Origin of the sequence: Nocardia sp. NPDC057227 (assembly GCF_042669725.1) — a bacterium.
In the GTDB taxonomy this organism is placed as follows: domain Bacteria; phylum Actinomycetota; class Actinomycetes; order Mycobacteriales; family Mycobacteriaceae; genus Nocardia; species Nocardia asteroides_A.
Window position 1 is genome coordinate 23,481 of record NZ_JBHUXA010000010.1, and the last position, 24,377, is coordinate 47,857.

The 24,377-nt window shown below is 72.9% G+C and carries 21 protein-coding genes and 1 pseudogene; 17 read left to right on the forward strand and 5 right to left on the reverse strand.

What is annotated here, in order from left to right; genetic code table 11:
• Positions 1-4: 4 nt before the first annotated feature.
• The 3 genes from ACFUJ1_RS15955 to ACFUJ1_RS15965 form a co-directional block, all read right to left on the reverse strand.
• Positions 5-1,069, reverse strand: a complete 1,065-nt coding sequence (locus ACFUJ1_RS15955) for an aminotransferase class V-fold PLP-dependent enzyme (RefSeq protein ID WP_378646171.1) — start codon at positions 1,067-1,069, stop codon at positions 5-7.
• Positions 1,070-1,205: 136 nt separating this feature from the next.
• Entirely contained in the window at positions 1,206-2,309 is a 1,104-nt protein-coding gene (locus ACFUJ1_RS15960) for a winged helix DNA-binding domain-containing protein (protein WP_378646173.1), read from the reverse strand.
• On the reverse strand, positions 2,306-2,686 hold the full coding sequence (locus tag ACFUJ1_RS15965) for a BlaI/MecI/CopY family transcriptional regulator (protein ID WP_378646175.1): 381 nt from the start codon (positions 2,684-2,686) through the stop codon (positions 2,306-2,308). The genes ACFUJ1_RS15960 and ACFUJ1_RS15965 overlap by 4 nt, the downstream gene beginning before the upstream one ends.
• Positions 2,687-2,792: 106 nt before the next feature.
• On the opposite strand from ACFUJ1_RS15965, the gene dinB reads away from it, so the two are divergent.
• Positions 2,793-4,040, forward strand: a complete 1,248-nt coding sequence (gene dinB, locus ACFUJ1_RS15970) for a DNA polymerase IV (protein ID WP_378646177.1) — start codon at positions 2,793-2,795, stop codon at positions 4,038-4,040.
• Between the two features lie 185 nt (positions 4,041-4,225).
• The gene (locus tag ACFUJ1_RS15975) at positions 4,226-5,182 is read left to right on the forward strand and encodes a helix-turn-helix domain-containing protein (protein ID WP_378646179.1); all 957 of its coding nucleotides are present in this window, start codon (positions 4,226-4,228) and stop codon (positions 5,180-5,182) included.
• On the opposite strand, the gene ACFUJ1_RS15980 is transcribed toward ACFUJ1_RS15975, so the two are convergent.
• Complete coding sequence (locus ACFUJ1_RS15980; protein WP_378646181.1) at positions 5,183-6,349, reverse strand: thiolase family protein; 1,167 nt, start codon at positions 6,347-6,349, stop codon at positions 5,183-5,185.
• A gap of 102 nt (positions 6,350-6,451) precedes the next feature.
• On the reverse strand, positions 6,452-7,690 hold the full coding sequence (locus ACFUJ1_RS15985) for an FHA domain-containing protein (RefSeq protein ID WP_378646183.1): 1,239 nt from the start codon (positions 7,688-7,690) through the stop codon (positions 6,452-6,454).
• 215 nt (positions 7,691-7,905) lie between these two features.
• Between ACFUJ1_RS15985 and ACFUJ1_RS15990 the strand changes: the two genes are divergently transcribed.
• The 15 genes and pseudogenes from ACFUJ1_RS15990 to nuoN all read left to right on the forward strand — a co-directional run bounded on the left by ACFUJ1_RS15990 (position 7,906) and on the right by nuoN (position 24,298).
• A complete protein-coding gene (locus tag ACFUJ1_RS15990) occupies positions 7,906-8,241 on the forward strand; it encodes a hypothetical protein (protein WP_233021312.1) in 336 nt (111 codons plus the stop codon).
• Between the two features lie 339 nt (positions 8,242-8,580).
• Positions 8,581-8,961, forward strand: a complete 381-nt coding sequence (locus ACFUJ1_RS15995) for an NADH-quinone oxidoreductase subunit A (RefSeq protein WP_378610658.1) — start codon at positions 8,581-8,583, stop codon at positions 8,959-8,961.
• 29 nt (positions 8,962-8,990) lie between these two features.
• The gene (locus ACFUJ1_RS16000) at positions 8,991-9,545 is read left to right on the forward strand and encodes an NADH-quinone oxidoreductase subunit B family protein (protein WP_233018418.1); all 555 of its coding nucleotides are present in this window, start codon (positions 8,991-8,993) and stop codon (positions 9,543-9,545) included.
• On the forward strand, positions 9,542-10,372 hold the full coding sequence (locus tag ACFUJ1_RS16005) for an NADH-quinone oxidoreductase subunit C (RefSeq protein WP_378646185.1): 831 nt from the start codon (positions 9,542-9,544) through the stop codon (positions 10,370-10,372). Before ACFUJ1_RS16000 ends, ACFUJ1_RS16005 begins: the two co-directional genes overlap by 4 nt.
• A 59-nt stretch (positions 10,373-10,431) precedes the next feature.
• Entirely contained in the window at positions 10,432-11,709 is a 1,278-nt protein-coding gene (locus ACFUJ1_RS16010; protein ID WP_378646558.1) for an NADH-quinone oxidoreductase subunit D, read from the forward strand.
• On the forward strand, positions 11,706-12,419 hold the full coding sequence (gene nuoE / locus ACFUJ1_RS16015) for an NADH-quinone oxidoreductase subunit NuoE (protein WP_378646187.1): 714 nt from the start codon (positions 11,706-11,708) through the stop codon (positions 12,417-12,419). The genes ACFUJ1_RS16010 and nuoE overlap by 4 nt, the downstream gene beginning before the upstream one ends.
• A gap of 58 nt (positions 12,420-12,477) precedes the next feature.
• Positions 12,478-13,842 (forward strand): NADH-quinone oxidoreductase subunit NuoF, encoded by a 1,365-nt coding sequence (gene nuoF, locus ACFUJ1_RS16020; protein WP_378646189.1) that lies wholly within the window; start codon positions 12,478-12,480, stop codon positions 13,840-13,842.
• A complete protein-coding gene (locus ACFUJ1_RS16025) occupies positions 13,839-16,271 on the forward strand; it encodes an NADH-quinone oxidoreductase subunit G (RefSeq protein WP_378646191.1) in 2,433 nt (810 codons plus the stop codon). Before nuoF ends, ACFUJ1_RS16025 begins: the two co-directional genes overlap by 4 nt.
• Positions 16,268-17,488 (forward strand): annotated as a pseudogene (nuoH, locus tag ACFUJ1_RS16030) (NADH-quinone oxidoreductase subunit NuoH); the annotation flags it as partial. The gene ACFUJ1_RS16025 and the pseudogene nuoH, both read left to right, overlap by 4 nt.
• Complete coding sequence (gene nuoI, locus ACFUJ1_RS16035; protein WP_378646560.1) at positions 17,483-18,112, forward strand: NADH-quinone oxidoreductase subunit NuoI; 630 nt, start codon at positions 17,483-17,485, stop codon at positions 18,110-18,112. The pseudogene nuoH and the gene nuoI, both read left to right, overlap by 6 nt.
• On the forward strand, positions 18,109-18,894 hold the full coding sequence (locus ACFUJ1_RS16040; RefSeq protein ID WP_378646193.1) for an NADH-quinone oxidoreductase subunit J: 786 nt from the start codon (positions 18,109-18,111) through the stop codon (positions 18,892-18,894). Before nuoI ends, ACFUJ1_RS16040 begins: the two co-directional genes overlap by 4 nt.
• Positions 18,891-19,190: an NADH-quinone oxidoreductase subunit NuoK gene (gene nuoK / locus ACFUJ1_RS16045; RefSeq protein ID WP_233018424.1), complete on the forward strand. Its 300-nt coding sequence runs from the start codon at positions 18,891-18,893 to the stop codon at positions 19,188-19,190. The genes ACFUJ1_RS16040 and nuoK overlap by 4 nt, the downstream gene beginning before the upstream one ends.
• Position 19,191: 1 nt before the next feature.
• On the forward strand, positions 19,192-21,078 hold the full coding sequence (gene nuoL, locus ACFUJ1_RS16050; RefSeq protein WP_378646195.1) for an NADH-quinone oxidoreductase subunit L: 1,887 nt from the start codon (positions 19,192-19,194) through the stop codon (positions 21,076-21,078).
• Positions 21,075-22,679, forward strand: coding sequence for an NADH-quinone oxidoreductase subunit M (locus tag ACFUJ1_RS16055; protein ID WP_378646197.1), 1,605 nt, complete (start codon positions 21,075-21,077; stop codon positions 22,677-22,679). Before nuoL ends, ACFUJ1_RS16055 begins: the two co-directional genes overlap by 4 nt.
• Positions 22,676-24,298 carry an NADH-quinone oxidoreductase subunit NuoN gene (gene nuoN / locus ACFUJ1_RS16060; RefSeq protein ID WP_378646199.1) on the forward strand — a complete coding sequence of 541 codons (1,623 nt, stop codon included), beginning with the start codon at positions 22,676-22,678 and terminating at the stop codon, positions 24,296-24,298. The genes ACFUJ1_RS16055 and nuoN overlap by 4 nt, the downstream gene beginning before the upstream one ends.
• Positions 24,299-24,377 lie beyond the last annotated feature (79 nt).

Consider the following 24,377-nt stretch of genomic DNA (forward strand, 5'->3'; position numbering starts at 1 on the left):
CAGCCTAGCGGCCCGCCTCCCGGAGCACGGCGAGCGCCCGCGCGACGTCGGCGCTGGTGTTGTAGAGGTGGAACGACACCCGCAGCCCGCCCCCGCGCGCGGAGACGACGACGCCGCCCGCGGTGAGCGCGTCGGCGTGCGCGCCTGCGCCCGGGACGGTGACGATGGGCGAACCTCCGGGCACTGCTTCGAGTCCCAGCTCCGCGAGCCCGGCTCGGAAGGCCGCGGCCAGCGTCCGGTCGTGCGCGCCGATCGCCGCGACCCCGAGTTCGTGCACGAGTCCGAGCCCGGCGATGGCGGCGGTGACGCCGAGCCAGTCCGGGGTGTCGTCGAGGCGGTGCGCGGTCGCGGCCAGCGGGCCTGCGCCGTACATGTCGCCCCAGCGGTCGGCGCCCGCGTACCAGCCCGCGCCGAGCGGCACGGCGCCGTCCAGCGCGTCGGGCGCCACGGCGAGCAAACTCACCGAGCGGGCGCCGAGCAGCCACTTGAAGGAGGCGCAGACCCAGAAGTCGGCGTCGGCGAAGCGCAGCGGCAGCCAGCCCGCGGCCTGGGTGGCGTCGATCAGCAGGCGGGCGCCGTTGGCGTGCGCGGCCGCGCGCAGGGCGGCGGGGTCGACGGTGCGGCCGTCGGCGGACTGGGTGAGGCTGACCGCGATCAGCGCGGTCTCCGCGCGCACCTCGACGGCGAGCTTCTCCAGCGGGACGGCGCGCACCTCCAGGTCGCCGCGGAAGCGGAACGGGTTCGGCACCGAGGCGAAATCGCCCTCGGCGACCAGCACTTCGGCGCCGGCGGGCAGCGCGGCGGCGACCCGGCCGATCAGCCCGGCGACGGTGCCGCCGATCGCGATGTCGTCGGCGGTGGCGCCGGTGAGCAGCCGGGCGAAGCTCGCGCGCAGTTCGGGGACGAGGTGGTCGTAGTTGCCCGGGGTGCTGCGCCCGGAGCTCCAGCCGGCCTGCACCGTCTCCAGGACGGCCCGGCCGCGGGCGGGCAGCAGCCCGTGCGAGGCGGTGTTCAGGTAGGTGACCTCCGGGGCGTACTCACCGGGGGCCAGCGGGTCGGGGGGTGTCATGGTGCCCAGTGTCGGCACGGTTCGGGGACGGGTCCATAACCACCGGGGCAGCGCTGGACCGATTTCGCGGGGCGGGCGGTTCCTGTCCTGGACGGGTCGATCGCTGCTGGGCTGCGGTGGCTGCGGTGGCCGGACGTCAGCCGGCGCGGGCCCGCAGCTTCGCGCCGGTGGCCGCCGAGAGCCGCGCGGCGGCGGCAGTCAGCGCCTCGGCCGCCGGTGCCCTGCCGAACGGGGTGACGACGATGTCGTCACCCTCGCGCTCCCAGGTCCCGGTGACCCGCCCGCCATCCACCACCACCGGCGAGATCCACCCGCCGGGGCGGCTCACGGCGGTCCGGTGCGCGGCGGGCACCAGCTCGGTGTCGGTGGTGCCCGGCCCGAGTACGTACTGGTCGAAGCCGCCGAGCAGCAGCACCTCGCGTACGGGCTTCGCGGCGGCCAGCCCGTCCAGGTCCTCGGTGCGGGCGAAGCAGCTCCGGCCGTTCACCTCGACCGGGGTGAGTTCCGCGCCGAGCTCGGCGAACCAGCGCCTGAGCACGGTCTTGCGCAGCGAGTTCCGGCTCAGCCAGGCGTCGAAGGTCTCGGGTGTGGCCGGGCCGTGGGCGCCGAGGTAGGCGGGGACGAGGGTGGCGGCGGCCGCGTCCGGCTCGGGCAGCCCCGGCCAGCCTGTGACGGCCCGCGCCGGGCTGGTGAAGGTGACCCGGCTCCCCCGCGCGGGCCCGTGGCACAGGATCCCCTGCCAGGCCAGCGGTTTGAGCACCGCACCCCAGCCGGAGCGCAGCTGCTCGTCCAGGTGCGCGAGCGCGGGCCGGGCGACCACTTCGGCGACCAGCTCCTCCCGGGAGAGCGCGGCGTCGGCCAGGATCTCCTCGACGGCCGCGCCGAGCGCGGTGATCTGCTCCGGCGTCGCGCCGAAGTTCCGCGTCCACACCGGCTTCTCCCAGGTGCGCGCCGAGGCGACGAGCGCGAGCGCGGCGGCCGCCTGCTCGGCGGTGAGCACGTGCAGCGTCCCGCGCATGGCCCAGGTGCGCAGCACCTTTCGCGCCCCGAGCGCCTCCGCAACGGCATCGGCGGCCGGTTCGGCCGAGCGCAGCGCGACCGCCAGCTCGGCGGCCGAGGCCACCTGGGCCTGAACCCCGGCCAGCCGCCGCACGATCTCGACCGCGGAGTCGGCCGGCTCGACCAGGAACTGCCTGCGCAACCGCCACGCGAACACCTGCTCGGCGGTCAGCCGGATCACGGGATCCTCGGCGTCCGGCGCGCGGCGAGCCCGCGCAGCGCGGCCCGCAGCCCGGCGCTCTGCTCGGCGCCGATCAGCTCGACGAAATGACCGAAGACCAGGTCGGCGCGGCCGCCGGAGCCGAGCGCGTCCGCCATCACCCTGGCGCTGTGCTCCTCGCGGGTGAGGGTGGGCCAGTAGCGGTAGGCCTTGCCCGCGCGCTCCCTGGCCAGCCAGCCCTTGCGGTGCAGGTTGTCCATGGTCGACATGACGGTGGTGTAGGCGATGTCGCGTTCGCCGGCGAGCTCCTCGTGGATCTCCCTGACCGTGGTCGACTCGGTATCGCGCTCCCAGAGCCGATCCATGACGACCGCCTCCAGCTCGCCGAGACCCCGCACCGCTCTTCTCCTCCCGCCGGGCCGCTCCAGTGCCGGATCAGCGTACCGGGCAGGACCGGCGGATCCGCCCGCATACCGGACATCAGACCACCCAGTATGCGAACATATGTTCGTGTCCGGCGACGGCGATATCCCTCCGGCGACGCCACGGCAACGGATCAGCACCCGGGCCGAGGCGTCGATCCTGCACGCCGACCTGGACTCCTTCTACGCCTCGGTGGAGCAGCGCGACGATCCCGCGCTGCGCGGCAAACCCGTGATCGTCGGCGGCGGCGTGGTGCTGGCCGCGAGCTACGAGGCCAAGGCGCGCGGCATCCGGACCCCGATGGGCGGCGCGCAGGCGCGCGGGCTCTGCCCCGAGGCGATCACCGTCCCGCCCCGGATGGCGGCGTACGCGGAGGCGAGCAGGCGGGTGTTCGAGATCTTCCACGACACCACGCCGGTGGTCGAGGGCATCTCGATCGACGAGGCGTTCCTCGACGTGGGCGGGTTGCGCCGGATCGCGGGCGAGCCGGTCGGCATCGCGGAGCGGCTGCGGGTGAGGGTGGCGGGCGAGGTGGGGCTGCCGATCTCGGTCGGGATCGCGCGCACCAAGTTCCTGGCCAAGGTGGCCAGCGCGGTGGCCAAGCCGGACGGTCTGCGCGCGGTGCCGCCCGGCGGCGAGCTGGAGTTCCTGCACCCGCTGCCGGTCGAGCGGCTCTGGGGGGTCGGCGCGGTGACCGCCCGCACCCTGCGCGAGCACCGGATCACCCGGGTCGGCGACCTGGCCGAGCTCGGCGAGCGCGGGCTGCGCGGCATCCTCGGCCCGGCCGCCGCGCGACACCTGCACGCCCTGTCCATGGCCCGCGATCCGCGCCGGGTCGAGACCGGCCGCAGGCGCCGCTCGATCGGGGCGCAGCGCGCGCTCGGCTCCCGGCCACGCCCGCCGGAGGAGATCGCGGCCTACCTGCACGGCCTCACCGACCGGCTCGGGCGCAGGCTGCGCGGGGCGAACCGGGTCTGCCGGACGGTCGTGCTCCGCCTGCGCTTCGCCGACTTCTCCCGCGCCACCCGCTCGCACACGCTCCCCGAGGCCACCGACGACGGCGCGGTGCTGCTGCACGCGGCCCGGCTGCTGCTGCACGCCGCGGCCCCGCTGATCGCCGACCGCGGCATCACCCTGATCGGGGTCGCGCTCACCAACCTCGGCGACGCCGGGACCGTGCAGCTCGCGCTGCCCTTCGAGCCCCGCGCCGGGCACACCCTCGACGCCACCCTGGACGACCTGCGCCGCCGCTTCGGCAGCGCCGCCGTCACCAGGGCGGCGCTGCTGCACCGCGGCGAGGGAGTCTCGGTGCCGATCCTGCCGGACTGAGCGACGGCGGGCGCCGGAGTAGCCCCCTCCTCAACTCCGGCACCGCCCGTCTGCTCAACCGTAGGAGTCGGCGGCGCGCCGGCTCGACCCTTTTCCTGCCCGATCACGGTCATTTACCGCACGGGCCGCTCGGCAGACCGCGCGGTAGATTCTTCGCTGGTGAAGGGTGAGGGAAGGGTCGTTGCGTGACGGAGTACTGCGCCGAGGAGTTCTCGGCGGACGTCGAGGATCCGACCGGCTCCTGGGTGGGCTACCTGGAGAGCAGGCAGGGCGCGGTCGGACTGACCTTTCCCGCCGTTGATTTCCGATCGACGGCGTCGGCCAGGAACGTCGGGCGGCTGCAGGCGGTCCGGTTCACGACCGGAGCGCTCGGCTACCGCCGCTCCGCGAGCCACATCCGCCGCGGTGACGGCGAGAACAGCTACCGCCTGCTGATCCCCCTGCACGGGCGCTTCCGGTTCGAGCAGGGCGAGTCCCGCGCGGTCCTGCACCCGGGCAAGGTGGGGTTCTTCCACTGGAACAGCCCGCTGTTCATGACGCACGACGAGGACATCAGCGCGCTGATCCTCACCGTGCCCGAGGGCATGGTCGACCCGGCGCGCGCCGCGAAGGCCCCCCTGACGCTGGACGAGCAGCGCCCCCTGGTGCGCGGGCTGATCGCCCAGGTGCGCTGGCTCGACGAGGCAGAGGGCTGGACCGCGGCCGATTTCAGCATCGCCTACAACAGCGTGCTCGCACAGCTGGACGGCGCCCTCAACCCCTACCCGGCGATCACCACCGGCCAGCTCGCGCAGCAGGTCGAGCGGGCGCGGGCGCTGATCGAGGAGCACGCGCACGACCGCGGCCTCACCCCCGCGGCCGTCGCAGGCATGGTCGGCATCGCCGAGCGGACCCTCTACCGCGCCTTCGAACAGGCCGGGTACCCGACACCCGGGGTGCTGCTGCGGAGCGTCCGGCTCACGCGCGCCCATCGGCGGCTGTGCGACGCACTCCCGGTCGACCTGGCCGAACTCGCCCGCCAGACCGGTTTTCCGAGCCTGCGCCGCTTCCGCGAGGCCTACCGGGAGCAGTACGGCCGCTCCCCCGCGGAGTTTCGCGCGGAACTCTTCGGCGGCGCGGGGGTGCGGAGCGCGGCCTCCTGATCAGAGCCGTTCGATGACGGTGGCGTTGGCCAGTCCGCCCGCCTCGCACATGGTCTGCAGGCCGTAGCGGCCGCCGGTCTGCTCCAGGTGGTTCACCAGGGTGGCCAGGATGCGGGTGCCGGAGGCGCCGAGCGGGTGGCCGAGGGCGATGGCGCCGCCGCGCGGGTTCAGCTTGGCCGGGTCGGCGCCGAGGTCGTGCTGCCACACCAGCGGGACCGGGGCGAACGCCTCGTTCACCTCGTAGGCGTCGATGTCGTCGATGCCGAGCCCGGCGCGGCCGAGCACCTTGCGGGTGGCCGGGATGACGGCGGTGAGCATGAGCAGCGGGTCGTCGCCGGTGACGGCGAAGGAGTGGAAGCGGGCGCGCGGGCGCAGGCCGAGCGCGCTCGCCTTCTCCTCGCTCATGATGAGCGCGGCCGAGGCGCCGTCGGTGAGCGGGGAGGAGTTGCCGGGGGTGATCGACCACTCGATCTCGGGGAAGCGCGCCCTGTGCTCGTCGTTCACGAACGCGGGGCGGAGCCCGGCCAGCTTCTCGGCGGTGGTGCCTGGCCGGATGGTCTCGTCGGCGGTGAGCGTGCCGGCGGCGACGAGTTCGTTGTCGAAGCCACCGGCCGCGGCGGTCTCGGCGGCGAGGCGGTGCGAGCGGGCGGCGAAGGCGTCGAGGGTGTCGCGGTCCAGCTTCCAGCGCGCGGCCAGGATCTCGGCGGCGGTGCCCTGCTGGATCAGCCCCTCCGGGTAGCGGTGCGCGAGCGGGGCGCCGTTGGCGTCCCTGCCCTGGGCGTTGGAGAACATGGGCGCGCGGCTCATGGACTCGACGCCGCAGGCGATGGCGATGTCGTAGGCGCCGGCGATGACGCCCTGCGCGGCGAAGTGCGCGGCCTGCTGGCTGGAGCCGCACTGCCGGTCGACCGTGGTGGCGGGCACCGATTCGGGCAGCCCGGCGGCGAGCGCGGCGGTGCGGGTGATGTTGAACGCCTGCTCGCCCGACTGGGTGACGCAACCACCGATCACATCGTCGATCAGCGCCGGGTCGATGCCGGTGCGCTCGATCAGCGTGGCGAGCACGCCGGCCAGCAGCATGGCCGGATGCACGTCGGCCAGCCCGCCTCCGGCTTTCCCCTTCCCGGACGGGGTGCGGACAATGTCGACGATGACTGCGGACGTCATGGCGGCTCCTCGCTCCGAGGCACTGCGTTCCGATCCCAAAACGCGAATGCTGATTAACTTACTGGCACTGTACGCGCCGCGGCCGCCGGTGCGGAAGGGTGCTCAGGACTGGTGCGGGGAGTCGAAGGTGCAGACTCGGCCGCCGAGCAGCAGCTGGGTGCCCGGCGCGAGCGTCATGGGGTGGCCGGGGACGGCGCGGGTCCATTCGTGGTGGCCGGCGGCGCGCAGGTGGGTGCCGTTGGTGGAGCCGCCGTCGACAACGGTGACGTCCCAGGCGATGAGCCGGATCTCGGCGTGCGCGCGCGACATGCCGCCGGAGGGGTCGGCGATCCGGATGGGCCGGGCGCCGCGTGCGGCGACGGCCTCGTGGTGTTCGGGTTCGCGGCCGAGGACCAGGTCGCCGTCGAGGACAAGGGTCTGGCCGTCGTCGAGGAGCAGGATGCCGAGCGGGGGGCGCAGGCCGTCGGTGAGGCTGCGGCCGGGGTGGTCCATGGCGAGGCCGCAGACCGCGCAGTAGGAGACCCGCGGGTCGTTGAGGTGTCTGCGCGGGCACGGGAAGCCCTGCACGACGACGCCGCCGATGCGGTCGGCGGTCGGTGCGGGCGGGGCCGGTTCGCGGACCGCGTCGGCGGCGCTCGGGACGACGGTGTCCTCGAGGTCGGCGGGGATCAGGGGGCGCGGGGTGGTGGTGGGGCGGGGGTCGCGGGGCGGGTCGGGGCGCTCGGTCGGGGCGTTCGCCTTGTTCAGCACGACGCCGGTGCGGAGCCGGGCCTCGGTCGGCCGGAGCAGGGCGGGGCCGTGCCCGTCGCCGTCGGTCCAGAGCACCGCGGCCGCGCCGGGGACGGTGCCGCCGCTCAGCCCGAACACCCCGCGCACCGGCAGGTTCTCGACCTCCCGCTCCGGCTCGTCGACGTAGAGCCCGATGCCGACCGCGGGCGCCGGGGTGACCAGCCGGTCGACGGTGAACCCGGCGTCGCGGCCGCGCAGGATCTCGGTGCGCCGCTCGGCGTCGAGCACCGCGCGCACCCCGCCGTGCAGGAACACCGCCACCCCGGCGCCGACCGGGGTGAGCACCCCGAACTCGACGCTCTCCCCGTCGGGGAGCCCCATGAGCCAGGTGGTGGCGAGGCGGGCGAAGGCGCGGCCGGGGTTCTCCGGGTCGTCGGCGGTGGCGGCGGCGATCAGCTCGAGTACCGCTCCGGTGTGCCGCCAGGCTCGCGAGATCGCGGTCACCGGTGTCTCCGCGCGGTGCGCGACCACCGCGACGACGCCGTCCGCGACGGCCACAACGTGCCGCCCCGGCACGACCTCCACCTGCGCGGTTCCCGCGAGGCTCCGCATGCGCGCCCCCTCGCCGACGACGGTCCGGCAGTGCCGGAGCTGTTCTCGGCAAATGCTAGAGCACCGAGGGGGTTCGCACCCGGCGCGCCGGGCGATCCGGGCGAACCTGCCACGCGTGCGGCCGGGCCGGACGTACCATTCCGGGCGTGGACGCTATCGCTCGCCCGCTTCGGGTCCTGGTCTACAGCAACGATGCCGACACCAGGGAACAGGTGATGACGGCCGTCGGCCGCAGGCCGTCGGGTGAGCTACCCGAGTTCTCGTATCTCGAGGTGGCGACCGGGGCCGTCGTGCTGGAGCGGGTCGATGCCGGGGACGTGGATCTCGCGATCCTGGACGGGGAGTCGGCGCCGATCGGCGGGCTCGGGTTGGCGAAGCAGCTCAAGGACGAGATCTCCGACTGCCCGCCGGTGCTGGTGCTGACCGGGCGGGCCGATGATGCCTGGCTGGCCACCTGGTCGCGCGCCGAAGCGGCGGTGCCGCATCCCATCGATGCGTTTCGGTTGGTCGATGCCATCGTGGCCGTTCTGCGGGGACGTAACGCCGCGTAGTCCGGCTCCCGCCGCGGGATCCGCGCCTCGACGTGACGGCGCGTCAGCGAACATCGAGCGATCTATTCATGTGTGATCGGCATGACTCACCCCGGCCGATCCGGTAGCGCCGAACTCCTCGACTCCGTCGATAGCGATCATGCTCCAACCTTGCGGAGCACGCGAGATTACCCCCACCTCGCTCATGAATCGCAGTCGCGAATTCGATCAAACCGCACCCCGGGAACCGAACCGGACACCAACCGCCGGTTGTACTCTGTGCCCTATCTCACAGAGACGTGGAGTCCCGCATAGCGGGCGAGCCGCCGACCCCAGCTCTCGAGGAGGGGAAGTGCCGTCGTGAACACCGAACTGCCCGCTCTGATTCTCGGCGGCCTCGCCGCCGGGTTCGCGATCTTCTCGATCGGGCTCGCCGCCGTGATCGGCCCCAAGCGCTTCAACCGGGCGAAGCTGGAGCCGTACGAGTGCGGGATCGAGCCGACCCCGCACGCGGTCGGCGGTGGTCCGGGAACGGCTGCGGGCCAGCGCTTCCCGGTGAAGTACTACCTGACCGCCATGCTCTTCATCATTTTCGACATCGAGATCGTCTTCCTCTACCCGTGGGCGGTGCACTTCGACGCGCTCGGGGTGTTCGGGCTCGCGGCGATGGCGTTGTTCGTGCTGAACGTCTCGGTGGCCTACGCCTACGAATGGCGCCGCGGCGGGCTCAGCTGGGACTGAGCGGCGCACCCGACTACCGAGGACACACCATGGGTCTGGAAGAGAAACTGCCGAGCGGGTTCCTGCTGAGCACCGTCGAGGATCTGGCCGGGTACATGCGCAAGGGGTCGCTGTGGCCCGCCACCTTCGGGCTGGCCTGCTGCGCGATCGAGATGATGGCGACCGGCGGCGGCAAGTTCGATATCGCCCGGTTCGGGATGGAGGCGTTCCGGGCGTCGCCGCGGCAGGCGGATCTGATGATCGTGGCGGGGCGGGTGAGCCAGAAGATGGCGCCGGTGCTGCGCCAGGTCTACGACCAGATGACCGAGCCGAAATGGGTGCTGGCCATGGGGGTCTGCGCCTCGTCGGGCGGCATGTTCAACAACTACGCGATCGTGCAGGGCGTGGACCACGTGGTCCCGGTGGACATCTACCTGCCCGGCTGTCCGCCGCGCCCGGAGATGCTGCTGAACGCGATCCTGGCGCTGCACGCCAAGATCCAGGAGACCCCGCTCGGGGTGAACCGTGAGGAAGCGGTCAAGGCGGCCGAGGCGGCGGCGCTTGCCTCGACGCCCACCATCCGGATGGAGGGGTTGCTCCGATGAACGCGCCACGCTCGGAATCGGATTCGGGTGGGCGGGACGACGCGAAGCCCGCGAGCGACCGGGTCTCCCCCGGCCCCGGACCGGACGGCCCCGATGCCGCGAAAGCCGCGAGTGCTCCGGCCGACGCCGCCGCGACAGCGGGCCCGGAGGGGACCGTTCCCGAACCGGGCGACCCCGAGGTGATCGGCGTGCGGCACGGCATGTTCGGCGTGCGCGGCAGCGGTGACACCTCCGGGTACGGCGGGCTGGTCCGCCCGGTGAGCCTGCCCGGCGGTACCCAGCCCCCGTACGGCGGCTGGTTCGACGGCGCGATCGCGACGCTGCGCGCGGCGCTCGGCCCGGTGGCGCTGGAGCAGGCGCTGGAGAAGGTGATCGTCTTCCGCGGCGAGCTCACCCTGCACGTGCACCGCGAGCACCTGCCGCTGGTGGCGCGGGCGCTGCGCGACGACGAGGGGCTGCGCTTCGAGCTGTGCCTCGGCGTGAACGGCGTGCACTACCCCGACGACGCGGGCCGTGAGCTGCACGCGGTCTACCAGCTGTCCTCGATCACGCACGGCTACCGGCTGCGGGTGGAGGTCTCGGCGCCGGACGCCGACCCGCACATCCCGTCGCTGTTCGAGATCTACCCGACCACCGACTGGCACGAGCGCGAGACCTACGACTTCTTCGGCATCGTCTTCGACGGGCATCCCTCGCTGACCCGCATCACCATGCCGGACGACTGGCGGGGGCACCCGCAGCGCAAGGACTACCCGCTCGGCGGGATCCCGGTCGAGTACAAGGGCGCGCGGATCCCGCCGCCCGACCAGCGGAGGGCCTACAGCTGATGAACCACACCGATATCGACAACCGCCCGAAGCACGCCAGGCCCGAGGCCGAGCCGCCGATGGTGACGCTCGCCGGGCAGGACTGGGACCAGGTCGGCGCCGTGCTGGAGAGCGTCGCCGAGGAACGCATCGTGGTGAACATGGGGCCGCAGCACCCCTCCACGCACGGCGTGCTGCGGCTGATCCTGGAGATCGAGGGCGAGACCGTGGTGGAGGCGCGCTGCGGCATCGGCTACCTGCACACCGGGATCGAGAAGAACCTGGAGTTCCGCAACTGGACCCAGGGCGTCACCTTCGTGACCCGGATGGACTACCTCTCCCCGTTCTTCAACGAGACCGCCTACTGCCTCGGGGTCGAGCGGCTGCTCGACATCACCGAGGCGATCCCGGAGCGCGCCACGGTGGTCCGGGTGCTGCTCATGGAGCTGAACCGGATCTCCTCGCACCTGGTGGCGCTGGCCACCGGCGGCATGGAGCTGGGCGCGCTCACCGCCATGCTCTTCGGTTTCCGGGAGCGCGAACTCATCCTCGACGTCTTCGAGACGGCCACCGGGCTGCGGATGAACCACGCTTACATCCGCCCGGGCGGGCTGGCCCAGGACTTCCCGGACGAGGCCGTCACCAAGGTCCGCGACCTGCTCACGCTGCTGCCGAAGCGGCTGCGCGAGCTGGAGCTGCTGCTCAGCAGCAACCCGATCTGGAAGGCGCGCACCAAGGGCATCGGCTACCTGGATCTGACCGGCTGCATGGCGCTCGGCATCACCGGCCCGGTGCTGCGCTCGGCCGGGCTGCCGCACGATCTGCGCCGCGCGCACCCGTACTGCGGGTACGAGAGCTACGAGTTCGACATCCCGACCGCCGCGGGCTGCGACTGCTACGGCCGCTACCTGATCCGGGTGGAGGAGATGAAGGAGTCGCTCAAGATCGTCGAGCAGTGCCTGGACCGGCTGCGGCCGGGCCCGGTCATGGTGGACGACCGGAAAATCGCCTGGCCCGCGGATCTGACGGTCGGGACGGACGGGCTCGGCAATTCGCCGAAGCACATCGGCAAGATCATGGGGTCGTCGATGGAGGGGTTGATCCACCACTTCAAGCTGGTCACCGAGGGGATCCGGGTGCCGGCGGGGCAGGTGTACTCGGCGGTGGAGTCGCCGCGCGGGGAGCTCGGGGTGCACATGGTCTCCGACGGCGGCACGCGGCCGTACCGGGTGCACTACCGCGACCCCTCGTTCACGAATCTGCAGGCGGTGGCGGCGATGTGCGAGGGCGGGCTGGTGGCGGATGTGATCGCCGCGGTCGCCAGCATCGACCCGGTGATGGGCGGGGTGGACCGATGACCGAGATCCTGCTGCGGCTCTCCACCCGGCCCGACCCGTACCCGGAGGCGGTGCGCGCGCGGCTCGCCCGCGACGCCGAGGTGATCGTCGCCCGCTACCCGCACCCCCGCTCGGCGCTGCTGCCGCTGCTGCACCTGGTGCAGGCCGAGGAGGGGTTCGTCTCGGCGACCGGCATCGATTTCTGCGCGCAGCTGCTCGGGCTGACCGCGGCCGAGGTGACCGCGGTGGCGACCTTCTACTCCATGTACCGGCGCACGCCGACCGGCGACTACCACGTCGGGGTGTGCACCAACACGCTCTGCGCGGTGCTCGGCGGGGACGCCATCCTGGCGCGGCTGCGCGAGCACCTCGGCATCGAGCACGGGCAGACCACGCCCGACGGCGCGGTCACGCTCGAGCACATCGAGTGCAACGCGGCCTGCGACTACGCGCCGGTGGTCATGGTGAACTGGGAGTTCTTCGACAACCAGACGCCGGATTCGGCGCAGGCGCTGGTGGACGCGCTGCGCGCGGGCGACCAGGTGGTGCCGACCCGCGGCGCCCCGCTCTGCCGCTTCCGCGACACCGCGCGCATTCTCGCCGGCTTCCCGGACGAGCGCCCCGGCGCCCTGGACGGCATGGCCGGTGAACCGACCCTCGCGGGTCTCCAGGTCGCCCGCGAGCAGGGCATGACCGCCCCCGAGCCGCCCGGCGCGGAGGGACCCCGATGACCGCCCGCGCCGCCGCGCCGGCTTCGCGCCACCCCGCCGCTATCGAGGAGTGTCCGGCATGACCGCACTGACCCCGGTGCTCAGCAAGCACTGGGACTCCCCCCGCTCCTGGACGCTGGACACCTACCACGAGCACGGCGGCTACGACGCCATGCGCACCGCGCTCTCGATGGCCCCGGACGCGGTGATCCAGCTGGTCAAGGACTCCGGGCTGCGCGGCCGCGGCGGCGCGGGCTTCCCCACCGGCACCAAGTGGAGCTTCATCCCGCAGGGCCCCGGCCCGGACGGCACCGTCCCCCCGCACTACCTGGTGGTCAACGCCGACGAGTCGGAGCCGGGCACCTGCAAGGACATCCCGCTCATGCTGGCGACCCCGCACGCCCTGGTCGAGGGCGCGATCATCGCCGCCTACGCGATCCGCGCGAGCCACGCCTTCATCTACGTGCGCGGCGAGGTGGTCCCGGTGCTGCGCCGCCTCCAGGCCGCCACCGCCCAGGCCTACGCCGCCGGCTACCTGGGCCGCAACATCCTCGGCTCCGGCTACGACCTGGAGCTGGTCGTGCACGCCGGGGCCGGCGCCTACATCTGCGGCGAGGAGACGGCGCTGCTGGACTCGCTGGAGGGCAGGCGCGGCCAGCCCCGGCTGCGCCCCCCGTTCCCCGCGGTCGCCGGGCTCTACGCCCGCCCGACGGTGGTCAACAACGTGGAGTCGATCGCGAGCGTCCCGCCGATCATCCGCAACGGCATCGACTGGTTCCGCTCGATCGGCAGCGCGAAGTCCCCCGGTTTCACCCTGTACTCGCTCTCCGGGCACGTGGCCCGGCCGGGCCAGTACGAGGCGCCGCTGGGGATCACGCTGCGCGAGCTGCTCGGTTACGCGGGCGGGGTGCGGGCGGGGCACCGGGTGAAGTTCTGGACCCCGGGCGGCTCGTCGACGCCGCTGTTCACCGACGACCACCTCGACGTCCCGCTGGACTACGAGAACGTCGCCGCGGCGGGCTCCATGCTCGGCACCAAGGCACTGCAGATCTTCGACGAGACCACCTGCGTGGTGCGCGCGGTGCTGCGCTGGACCGAGTTCTACGCGCACGAGTCCTGCGGCAAGTGCACCCCGTGCCGGGAGGGCACGTACTGGCTGGTCCAGCTGCTGCGCCGGCTGGAGACCGGGGACGGCACCGAAGCCGATCTGGACACGCTGCTCGATCTCTGCGACAGCATCGACGGCAAGTCGTTCTGCGCGCTCGGCGACGGCGCGGTGAGCCCGATCCTGTCCTCGCTGAAGTACTTCCGCACGGAGTACCTGGAGCACCTGCGCCGCGGCGCCTGCCCGTTCGACCCCGCCGCCTGCACGGCCTGGGCGGACGGCGGCTGGCAGAAAGCGGGAACGGACGCCGAACCGACAGCACAGCAGGAGACGCCATGACCGCCACCGTGCCGGGCACCGGCCGCGAGCAGGCCGTCACCGACCTGGTGACGCTGACCATCGACGACACCGAGATCAGCGTGCCGAAGGGCACGCTGCTGATCCGCGCCGCGGAGCTGGTCGGCATCCAGATCCCGCGCTTCTGCGACCACCCGCTGCTGGACCCGGTCGGCGCCTGCCGCCAGTGCCTGGTGGAGGTGGAGGGGCAGCGCAAACCGATGGCGTCCTGCACCGTCGCGGTGACCGACGGCATGGTGGTGCGCACCCAGCTCACCTCGGCGGCGGCGAACCGCGCCCAGGAGGGCGTGATGGAGCTACTGCTCATCAACCACCCGCTGGACTGCCCGGTCTGCGACAAGGGCGGCGAGTGCCCGCTGCAGAACCAGGCCATGTCGTCGGGGCGCACCGAGTCCCGCTTCGACGGCGTGAAACGCACCTACCCCAAGCCGATCCCGCTCTCCACCGCCGTGCTGCTGGACCGGGAGCGCTGCGTGCTCTGCGCGCGCTGCACCCGCTTCGCCCAGCAGGTGGCGGGCGACCCGTTCATCGAGCTGATGGATCGCGGTGCGCTGCAGCAGGTCGGCACCGCCGAGTCGGAGCCGCTGGACTCCTACTTCTCCGGCAACACCGTGCAGATCTGCCCGGTCGGCGCGCTCACCGGCACCGCCTACCGGTTCCGGGCGCGCCCGTTCGACCTGGTGTCGAGCCCGAGCGTGTGCGAGCACTGCGCGTCGGGGTGCGCGCAGCGCACCGACCACCGGCGCGGGAAGGTGCTGCGCCGCCTGGCCGGGGACGACCCGCAGGTCAACGAGGAGTGGAACTGCGACAAGGGCCGCTGGGCCTTCGCCTACGCCACCGAGCGCGACCGGATCACCACCCCGCTGGTCCGCGGCGCCGACGGCGAGCTGGCCCCCGCCTCCTGGTCCGAGGCGCTGGCGATCGCCGCGACGGGGCTGAGCGAGGCGCGCGGCGCGGCCGGGGTGCTGGTCGGCGGCCGGGCGACCGAGGAGGACGCCTACGCCTACGCCAAGTTCGCGCGGGTCGCGCTCGGCTCCAACGACATCGACTTCCGGGCGCGGCCGCACTCGGCGGAGGAGGCGGAGTTCCTGGCGGCGCTGGTGGCCGGGCGCGGGGTCGGCGTCGACTACGCGAGCCTGGAGCGGGCGCCGATCGTGCTGCTCGCCGGGTTCGAACCGGAGGAGGAGTCGCCGATCGTCTACCTGCGGCTGCGCAAGGCCGCGCGGGCCGCGGCGCTGCCGGTCGTCGCGATCGCGCCGTTCACCTCACGCGGGCTGGCCCGGATGTCGGGTCGGCTGCTGCGCACCGAGCCGGGTGGCGAGCCTGCGCTGCTGGACGCGCTGCGCACCGACTTCGGCACCGCCGCCCGGCTTTTGCGCGAGCCGGGCGCGGTGATCATGGCCGGTGAGCGGCTGGCCGCCATCCCGGGGGCGCTCTCGGCGGTGGCGCGGCTGGCGGCGGAGTCGGGCGCGGGGCTGGCGTGGGTGCCGCGGCGGGCCGGGGAGCGCGGCGCGGTCGAGGCCGGTGCGCTGCCCGGGTTGCTGCCCGGCGGGCGCCCGGTGGCGGATCCGGCGGCGCGCGGGCAGGTGGCGGCGGCGTGGGGCGCCGAGCTGCCGGTGTCGGCGGGCCGCGACACCGCCGCGATCCTGGGCGCCGCGAGCGAATTGCGCGCCCTGCTGCTCGGCGGTGTCGATCTGGACGATCTGGCCGACCCGGTGGCGGCGCGCGCGGCGCTGGAGGCGGCGTCGTTCGTGGTGAGCCTGGAGCTGCGGCACAGCGCGGTCACCGAGTTCGCGGATGTGGTGTTCCCGGTGGCGTCGGTGGCGGAGAAGGCGGGCACCTTCCGGAACTGGGAGGGGCGGGCGCGCCCGTTCGAGGCGGCGCTGGGCGGGTCGACGGTGCGCCGCACCGCGGCGCCGCTGCCCGACCTGCGGGTGCTGCACGCGCTGGCCGAGGAGATGCGGACGCCGATCGGGTTGCGCGATGTCGCCGCGGCCCGCGCGGAGCTGGCCGGGCTCGGCCGCTGGACCGGGAGCCCGGTTCCGGCGCCGGAGCACGATCACCCGGAGCTGCCGCACCCGGAGTCCGGCTCGGCGATCCTGACCGGCTGGCGGATGCTGCTCGACCGTGGCCGCCTGCAGGACGGGGAGGACGCGCTCGCCGGGTCCGCGCGGCCCGCGGTGGTGCGGCTCTCGGCCGACACCGCCGCCGAGATCGGTGTCGCCGCGGGCGAACCGGTCACGGTGCGCACCGCGCACGGCGCGATCACCCTCCCGCTCGACATCGCCGACCTGCCCGACCGGGTCGTCTGGCTGCCCTGGAATTCCCCGGGCAGCACCGTCGGCGCGACCCTGCGCGCCCACCCCGGCGACGTGGTCTCGATCGGCCCGGCCGAAGAGGAGCTCCGATGAACGGCGTGTTCGGCACCGACCCGCTGTGGCTGGTGCTGCTGAAAGCGGTGGGCGTCTTCGTCTTCGCCATCATGATCCCGCTGATCGCGGTGCTGGCCGAGCGCAAGGTCGTCGCCCGCATGCAGATGCGGATCGGCCCGAACCGGACCGGCCCGTTCGGCATCCTGCAGTCCATCGCCGACGGCGCCAAGATGGCGCTGAAGGAGGACATCATCCCGGCGGTGGTGGACCGGCCGATCTTCATCATGGCGCCGATCATCTCGGTGATCCCGGCGTTCATGGCCTTCGCGGTGATCCCGTTCGGCCCGGAGGTCTCGATCTTCGGGCACACCACCGCGCTGCAGCTGACCGATATGCCGGTGGCGGTGCTCTACATCCTGGCCGTCACCTCGATCGGGGTGTACGGGATCGTGCTGGCCGGCTGGTCGTCGGGGTCGACGTACCCGCTGCTGGGCGGGTTGCGCTCGACCGCGCAGGTGATCTCCTACGAGATCGCCATGGCGCTCTGCTTCGCGACGGTGTTCCTGCTCTCCGGCACCATGGCGACCTCGGGGATCGTGGCCGCGCAGACCGGCACCTGGTACGTCTTCCTGCTGCTTCCCTCGTTCCTGATCTACTGCGTGGCCATGGTCGGCGAGACCAACCGGGCCCCGTTCGACCTGCCCGAGGCCGAGGGCGAGCTGGTCGGCGGCTTCCACACCGAGTACTCCTCGCTGAAGTTCGCCATGTTCATGCTGGCCGAGTACGTGAACATGGGCACCGTCTCGGCGCTGGCGACGACGCTGTTCCTCGGTGGCTGGCGGGCACCGTGGCCGCTGAACATGTGGGCGGGCGCGAACGCGGGCTGGTGGCCGCTGCTGTGGTTCACGCTCAAGGTGTGGGCGTTCCTGTTCGTCTTCGTCTGGCTGCGCGGCACGCTGCCCCGGCTGCGCTACGACCAGTTCATGAACCTGGGCTGGAAGCTGCTCATCCCGACCGCGCTGCTCTGGGTGATGGTGGTGGCGACGGCCCGGGTGCTCGGCAACGAGGGGTATCCGGTCGAGACCCCGATCCTGGTGCTGGTCGGCCTGGCGATCACCGCGGGCATGATCGCGCTGTTCCTGCGCGCGGGCCGGGCTCCGACGATCCCGGACGAACCGGCCGAGACCGGGCCGCCGCCACCGGAGTTTGGGCGGCACGGCGCGGTGTACCTGGGGTTCCCGACCCCGCCGGTGCCCGCCGGGCTGACCCACGCCGATGCCGCGACCGGCGGGCTGCTGGAGCCGCTGGCCGGGTTCGCGGTGACGGCGGCGACGATGTTCAAGAAGCCGATGACCGAGTTCTACCCGGAGCAGAAGGTGCCGACCGCGCCCCGCTACCACGGGCGGCACCAGCTGAACCGGCACCCGGACGGGCTGGAGAAGTGTGTGGGCTGCGAGCTCTGCGCGTGGGCCTGCCCGGCGGACGCGATCTTCGTCGAGGGCGCCGACAACACCGAGGGCGAGCGGTTCTCCCCCGGTGAGCGGTACGGGCGGGTCTACCAGATCAACTACCTGCGCTGCATCGGCTGCGGGCTGTGCGTGGAGGCCTGCCCGACCCGGGCGCTGACCATGATCAACGACTACGAGCTCACCGACGACAACCGCGCGGCGCTCATCTTCGAGAAGGACGAGCTGCTCGCCCCGCTGGGGCCGGGTATGGCGGCGCCGCCGCACGCCATGGTGCCCGGCACCGACGAGGGTGACTACTACCGCGCGGGCGTCACCGGCGACCTGCCCGATCCCGGCCCCGCGGCCAGGGTGGCGGCACCGGTCACCGCCCCCGAGCCGGTCGCCGCCACGAGCACCGGAGGTGCTCGATGAGCGCGCTGTCGACCCTGGCCGCGGACCTCCCGTCCACCGGAACCGGTGAGGCGGTGCAGTTCTGGATCCTGGCCCCGGTGGCGATCCTGGGCGCGCTCGGCATGGTCTTCGCCCGCAAGGCGGTGCACTCGGCGCTCTGCCTGGCGGCGACGATGATCATCCTGGCGATCTTCTACATCGCGCAGGACGCCCTGTTCCTGGGCGTGGTGCAGATCGTGGTCTACACCGGCGCGGTGATGATGCTGTTCCTGTTCGTGCTCATGCTGGTCGGCGTCGACTCCGCGGAGTCGCTCACCGAGACGCTGCGCGGGCAGCGGGTGGCGGCGACGGTGGTCGGGCTCGGCTTCGGCGCACTGTTCGTGGCCGGGCTCTCCCGCGGTGTCCGCGCGGCCGAGATCTCCTTCCCGGCCGCGGGTTTCCCGGGCCGGGACGTGATCGCGGAGCTGGCCGAGCTGATCTTCCTGCGCTACGTGTGGGCCTTCGAGCTGACCGGCGCGCTGCTGATCACCGCGACCATCGGCGCCATGGTGCTGGCGCACCGCGAGCGCTTCGGCCCGCGGCTGAACCAGCGCGAGCTGGCCAGGCGCCGCTTCCACGGCGGCGGCATGCGCCCGACCCCGCAGCCCACCCCCGGCGTGTACGCCAGGCACAACGCCGTCGATGTCCCGGCCCGGCTGCCGGACGGCTCGTTCGCCGAGCAGTCGGTGAGCACGATCCTGCGGCAGCGCAAGGACAAGGCGCTCACCGATCCGACGGTGCTCGACGAGGAGGAGAACCGGTGAACCCCGCGAACTATCTGTTCCTGTCGGCGCTGCTGTTCACCATCGGTGCCGCGGGGGTGCTGTTGCGGCGCAACGCGATCGTGGTGTTCATGTGCGTCGAGCTCATGCTGAACGCGGTGAACCTGGCGTTCGTGACCTTCGCCCGCCTGCACGCGAACCTGGAGGGCCAGGTCTTCGCCTTCTTCACCATGGTGGTGGCCGCGGCCGAGGTGGTGGTGGGGCTGGCGATCATCATGACCATCTTCCGTGCCCGCCGCTCGACCTCGGTCGACGACGCCAGTCTGCTGCGGTTCTGACATGGACACCGTGACGCTCTGGCTGCTGCCCGCGCTGCCGCTGGCAGGCGCGGCCGTCCTGCTGCTGCTCGGCCACCGCGCCGACCGCTGGGGCCACTGGCTCGGCTGCGCGACCGCGCTGGCCGCCTTCACGCTGGCCGCGGGGGCCTTCGTGGCCATGCTCGGCCGGGCCACGGCCGACCGCGCGATCGGCGCCGACCTGTACTCCTGGGTCCCGGTGGACGGGCTGCAGGTGGATCTGGCGCTGCGCCTGGACCAGCTCTCGATGTGTTTCGTGCTGCTGATCACCGGGGTCGGGTCGCTGATCCACATCTACTCGACCGGCTACATGAAGGACGACCCGGGCCGGCGCCGCTTCTTCGGCTTCCTGAACCTGTTCCTCGGCGCCATGCTGCTGCTGGTGCTCGCGGACAACTTCCTGGTGCTCTACCTGGGCTGGGAGGGCGTCGGGCTGGCCTCGTACCTGCTGATCGGGTTCTGGTTCCACAAGCCGTCGGCGGCGACCGCGGCGAAGAAGGCGTTCGTGGTGAACCGGGTCGGCGACACCGGTCTGGCGATCGCGATGATGATCATGTTCGCCACCTTCGGCTCGGTCGACTTCGGCACCGTCTTCGCCGGAGTGCCGGGTGCGAGCGAGGGGACGGTGCTGGCGCTGGGGCTGCTGCTCCTGCTGGCGGCGTGCGGCAAGTCGGCGCAGGTGCCGCTGCAGTCCTGGCTCGGCGACGCCATGGAGGGCCCGACCCCGGTCTCGGCGCTCATCCACGCCGCCACCATGGTCACCGCCGGTGTTTACCTGATCGCCCGCTGCCACGCCATCTACGACCTCTCCGCGGGCGCCAGGCTGGCGGTGGTGCTGGTCGGGGCGGTGACGCTGCTGTTCGGCGCGATCATCGGCTGCGCCAAGGACGACATCAAGAAGGCGCTGGCCGCCTCCACCATGAGCCAGATCGGCTACATGGTGCTGGCCGCGGGGCTCGGCCCGGCCGGCTACGCCTTCGCCATCCTGCACCTGCTCACGCACGGTTTCTTCAAGGCGGGGCTGTTCCTCGGCGCCGGGTCGGTCATGCACGCGATGAACGACGAGACCGATATGCGCCGCTACGGCGCGCTGCGGGCGGCGCTGCCGATCACCTTCGCCACCTTCGGCCTCGGCTACCTGGCGATCATCGGGGTGCCGCCGTTCGCCGGGTTCTTCTCCAAGGACAAGATCATCGAGGCGGCCTTCGCCGAGCCGGGCGCGGCCGGGTTCGCGCTGGGCGCGGTCACGCTGCTCGGCGCGGGGCTGACCGCGTTCTACATGACCCGGGTCATGCTGCTCACCTTCTTCGGCGAGCGCCGCTGGGCCGAGGACGCGCACCCGCACGAGGCCCCGGCCTCGATGACCGGGCCGATGATCGTGCTGGCGTTCGGCTCGGTCGGCGCGGGCGGGCTGCTGGTGATCGGCTCCGGCTTGCAGACCTGGCTGGCCCCGGTGGTCGGCGAGGCGCACGGCGAGCACACGATCCCGGCCTGGGTGGTGACGCTGCTGGCGCTGGCCACGGTCACCGTCGGTGTCGCGGTCGCGGTGCGGCTCTACGCGCGGCGCCAGGTGCCGCGCACCGCGCCCGAACCGGTGTCGGCGCTGACCACCGCGGCGCGGCGTGACCTCTACGGCGACGCGGTGAACGAGGCGGCGTTCATGCGGCCAGGGCAGCACCTGACCCGCTCGCTGGTCTTCGTCGACGCCCGCGGCATCGACGGCGTGGTGAACAGCACCGCGGCCGGGATCGGCGGGCTCTCGGCCCGGTTGCGGCGCGCGCAGACCGGTTTCGTGCGCTCCTACGCGCTGTCCATGTTCACCGGCGCGGCCCTGGTGGCCGCAGCCCTGCTGGCGGTGAGGATCTGGTGAACGATTTCCCCTGGTTGACGGTGCTCTGGCTGGTCCCGGCCGGAGGCGCGCTGCTGGCCGCGGTGATGCCGGCCGCGCGCCCGGCCGCGGCGCGGTACGTCGCGCTCGGCGCGGCGCTGCTCACGCTGGCGGTCGCGGCCGGGGTGGCGGTGGGTTTCGAGCCGGGCGCGGGCCGCTACCAGTTCGTCGAGGAGCACGAGTGGATCCCGGCCTTCGGCGCCGGCTACACCCTCGGCGTGGACGGCATCGCGCTGGTGCTGGTGCTGCTCACCGCCGCGCTCATGCCGCTGCTGCTGCTCGCGGGCTGGCACGACGGCCGCGCCGCGGGCGCGGGGCCGCGCGCCACGCACACCTATGTGGCGCTGATGCTGGTGGTCGAGGCGATGGTGCTGCTCTCCTTCACCTCGCTCGACATCCTGCTGTTCTACGTGTTCTTCGAGGCCATGCTGATCCCGATGTACTTCCTCATCGGCGGTTTCGGCCCGCGCACCGGCGACGAGCAGGCGCGGCAGCAGCGTTCGCGGGCGGCGGTGAAGTTCCTGCTGTACAACCTGTTCGGCGGGCTGGTGATGCTGGCGGCGGTGATCGGGCTCTACGTGCTCACCGCGCGCGAGGGGCTGGGCGCGGACGGCGGCGGCACCTTCGACATGCGGATCGTGGCGGAGGCGGCGGCGAACGGGCAACTGGGCGCGGCGGCGCCGGTGCTGGACGCGCTGTTCCTCGGGTTCCTGTTCGCGTTCGCGGTGAAGGCGCCGCTGTGGCCGCTGCACACCTGGCTGCCCGGGGCGGCGGTGGCGGCGACCCCGGCGGGCGCGGTGCTGATGATGGCGGTGGTGGACAAGGTCGGCACCTTCGGCATGCTGCGCTACAGCCTGCCGCTGTTCCCGGACTCCGCGCGCTCCTACGCGCCGGTGATCGTCACCCTTGCGGTGATCGGCATCCTGTACGGGGCGCTGCTGGCGATCGGGCAGACCGACATCATGCGGCTCATCGCCTACACCTCGATCTCGCACTTCGGATTCATCATCCTCGGCATCTTCGCCATGACCGGGCAGGCCCAGACCGGCGCCACGCTCTACATGGTGAACCACGGGATCTCCACGGCGGCACTGTTCCTGGTGGCCGGGTTCCTGGTGTCGCGGCGGGGCAGCACGCTGATCGCCGACTACGGCGGGGTGCAGAAGGTGGCTCCGGTGCTGGCGGGCAGTTTCTTCGTGGCCGGGCTGGCGACGCTGTCGCTGCCCGGGCTGGCGCCGTTCGTCAGCGAGTTCCTGGTCCTGGTCGGCACCTTCACCCGCTACCAGGTGGCGGCGATCGTGGCGGCGGGCGCGCTGGTGCTGGCCGCGATCTACATCCTGTGGCTGTACCAGCGGCTGATGACCGGGCCGGTGCGGGAGGAGAACGCGACGCTGCCGGATCTGGTGCCGCGCGAGCTGCTGGTGGTGGCGCCGCTGCTGGCCGCGCTGCTCGTGCTCGGCGTGTATCCGAAGCCGGTGCTGGAGCTGGTGGATCCCGCGGTCCAGCAGACGCTGACCTCGGTCGGCGTGCAGGACCCGGTCCCCGCTGTTCCGTCGGCGAATGCCGGGAAGGAACCGAAATGAGCTCTCCGACGATGTCTCTCGCCGCCGCGCTGCCCGCGCCGAGTATCGAGTACGGGCTGCTCTCCCCCATGCTGCTGGTCTTCGCGGCCGGGGTGCTCGGGGTGCTGGTGGAGGCGTTCGCGCCGCGCAGGTCGCGCTACACCCTGCACCTGGTGCTCGCGCTGTCCGCGCTGGTGGCGGCGTTCGTGGCGGTGCTGCTGCTGGCGGGCACCTCGGCGACGGCGGTGGCGGGCGCGGTCGCGGTGGACGGGGTCACGCTGTTCCTGCAGGGCGCGATCCTGGTGGTCGCGGTGCTCGGGGTGGTCTTCGCCGCCGAGCGCGGCTTCCCCGCGCCGGGCCGGGCCCGCTCGGGGCCGGGCACCTGGACCGCGGCGGCCGCCCAGCACGCCGCGCGCCGGGTGGACGCCTTCACCCCGCAGGCCGCCGCGGTGCCGGGCGGGGCCGACGAGGACGCGGCCGCGCGCGCCGGGATCGCCGCCACCGAGGTGTTCCCGCTGCTGCTGCTCGCGGTGGGCGGGCTGCTGCTCTTCCCGGCCTCGAACGACCTGCTGACCATGTTCGTCGCGCTCGAGGTGCTGTCGCTGCCGCTGTATCTGCTGTGCGGGCTGGCCCGGTACCGGCGGCTGCTCTCGCAGGAGGCCGCGCTGAAATATTTCCTGTTGGGCGCCTTCTCGTCGGCGTTCTTCCTGTACGGGGTGGCGTTGCTCTACGGGGCGGCGGGCACGGTGCGGTTGGCCGGGATCGGCGATGCGCTGGCCGGGCAGTCCGGGGAGCCGCTGCTGGCGCTGCTCGGGGTCGGGCTGCTGGCGGTGGGGTTGCTGTTCAAGGTGGGCGCGGTGCCGTTCCAGGCGTGGGTGCCCGACGTGTACCAGGGCGCGCCGACGCCGGTGACGGCCTTCATGGCGGCCGCGACCAAGATCGCGGCGATCGGCGCGCTGGTGCGGGTGCTGACGGTCGCGGTGCCTTCGCTGCGCGACGACTGGCGTCCGGTGCTGGCGGCGGTGTGCATCGCGACCATGGTGCTGGGCTCGGTCATGGCGGTCACCCAGACCGATGTGAAGCGGATGCTGGCGTATTCGTCGGTGGCGCACGCCGGGTTCCTGCTCACCGGCGTGGTCGCGGCGGACGACGCGGGCACCGCGGCGCTGCTGTTCTACCTGGCCGTCTACGGCCTCGGCACGCTCGCCGCGTTCGCCGCGGTGGCGCTGGTGCGCGCCCCCGACGGGTCTGAGGCGACCGCGCTGGCCGACTGGGCCGGGCTCGGCCGCCGCAACCCGTGGCTGGCAGGCGCCTTCGCGCTGCTCCTGCTCTCCTTCGCCGGAATCCCGCTCACCAGTGGCTTCGTCGCCAAGTTCGCGGTGTTCGGCGCGGCGGCCGGTGCGGGCGCGGCGGTGCTGGTGATCGTCGGCGTGCTGTGCAGCGCGGTGGCGGCGTTCTTCTACGTGCGGGTGATCGTGATGATGTTCTTCACCGACCCGCCCGCGGACGGGCCGAGTGTCATCACCCCCGCCCCGACCACCGCGGTGGTGGCGGTGGGCTCGGTCGCCACGCTGCTGCTCGGCGTCTTCCCGCAGCCGCTGCTCGAGCTGGCCGAGCGGGCGGCGGTGTTCGTGCGCTGAGGGGTCAGGACAGGAGCAGCGCCAGGGCGGCCAGCAGCCAGAGCAATTGGTACTGCAACAGAACGGGGGGCTGGTATGT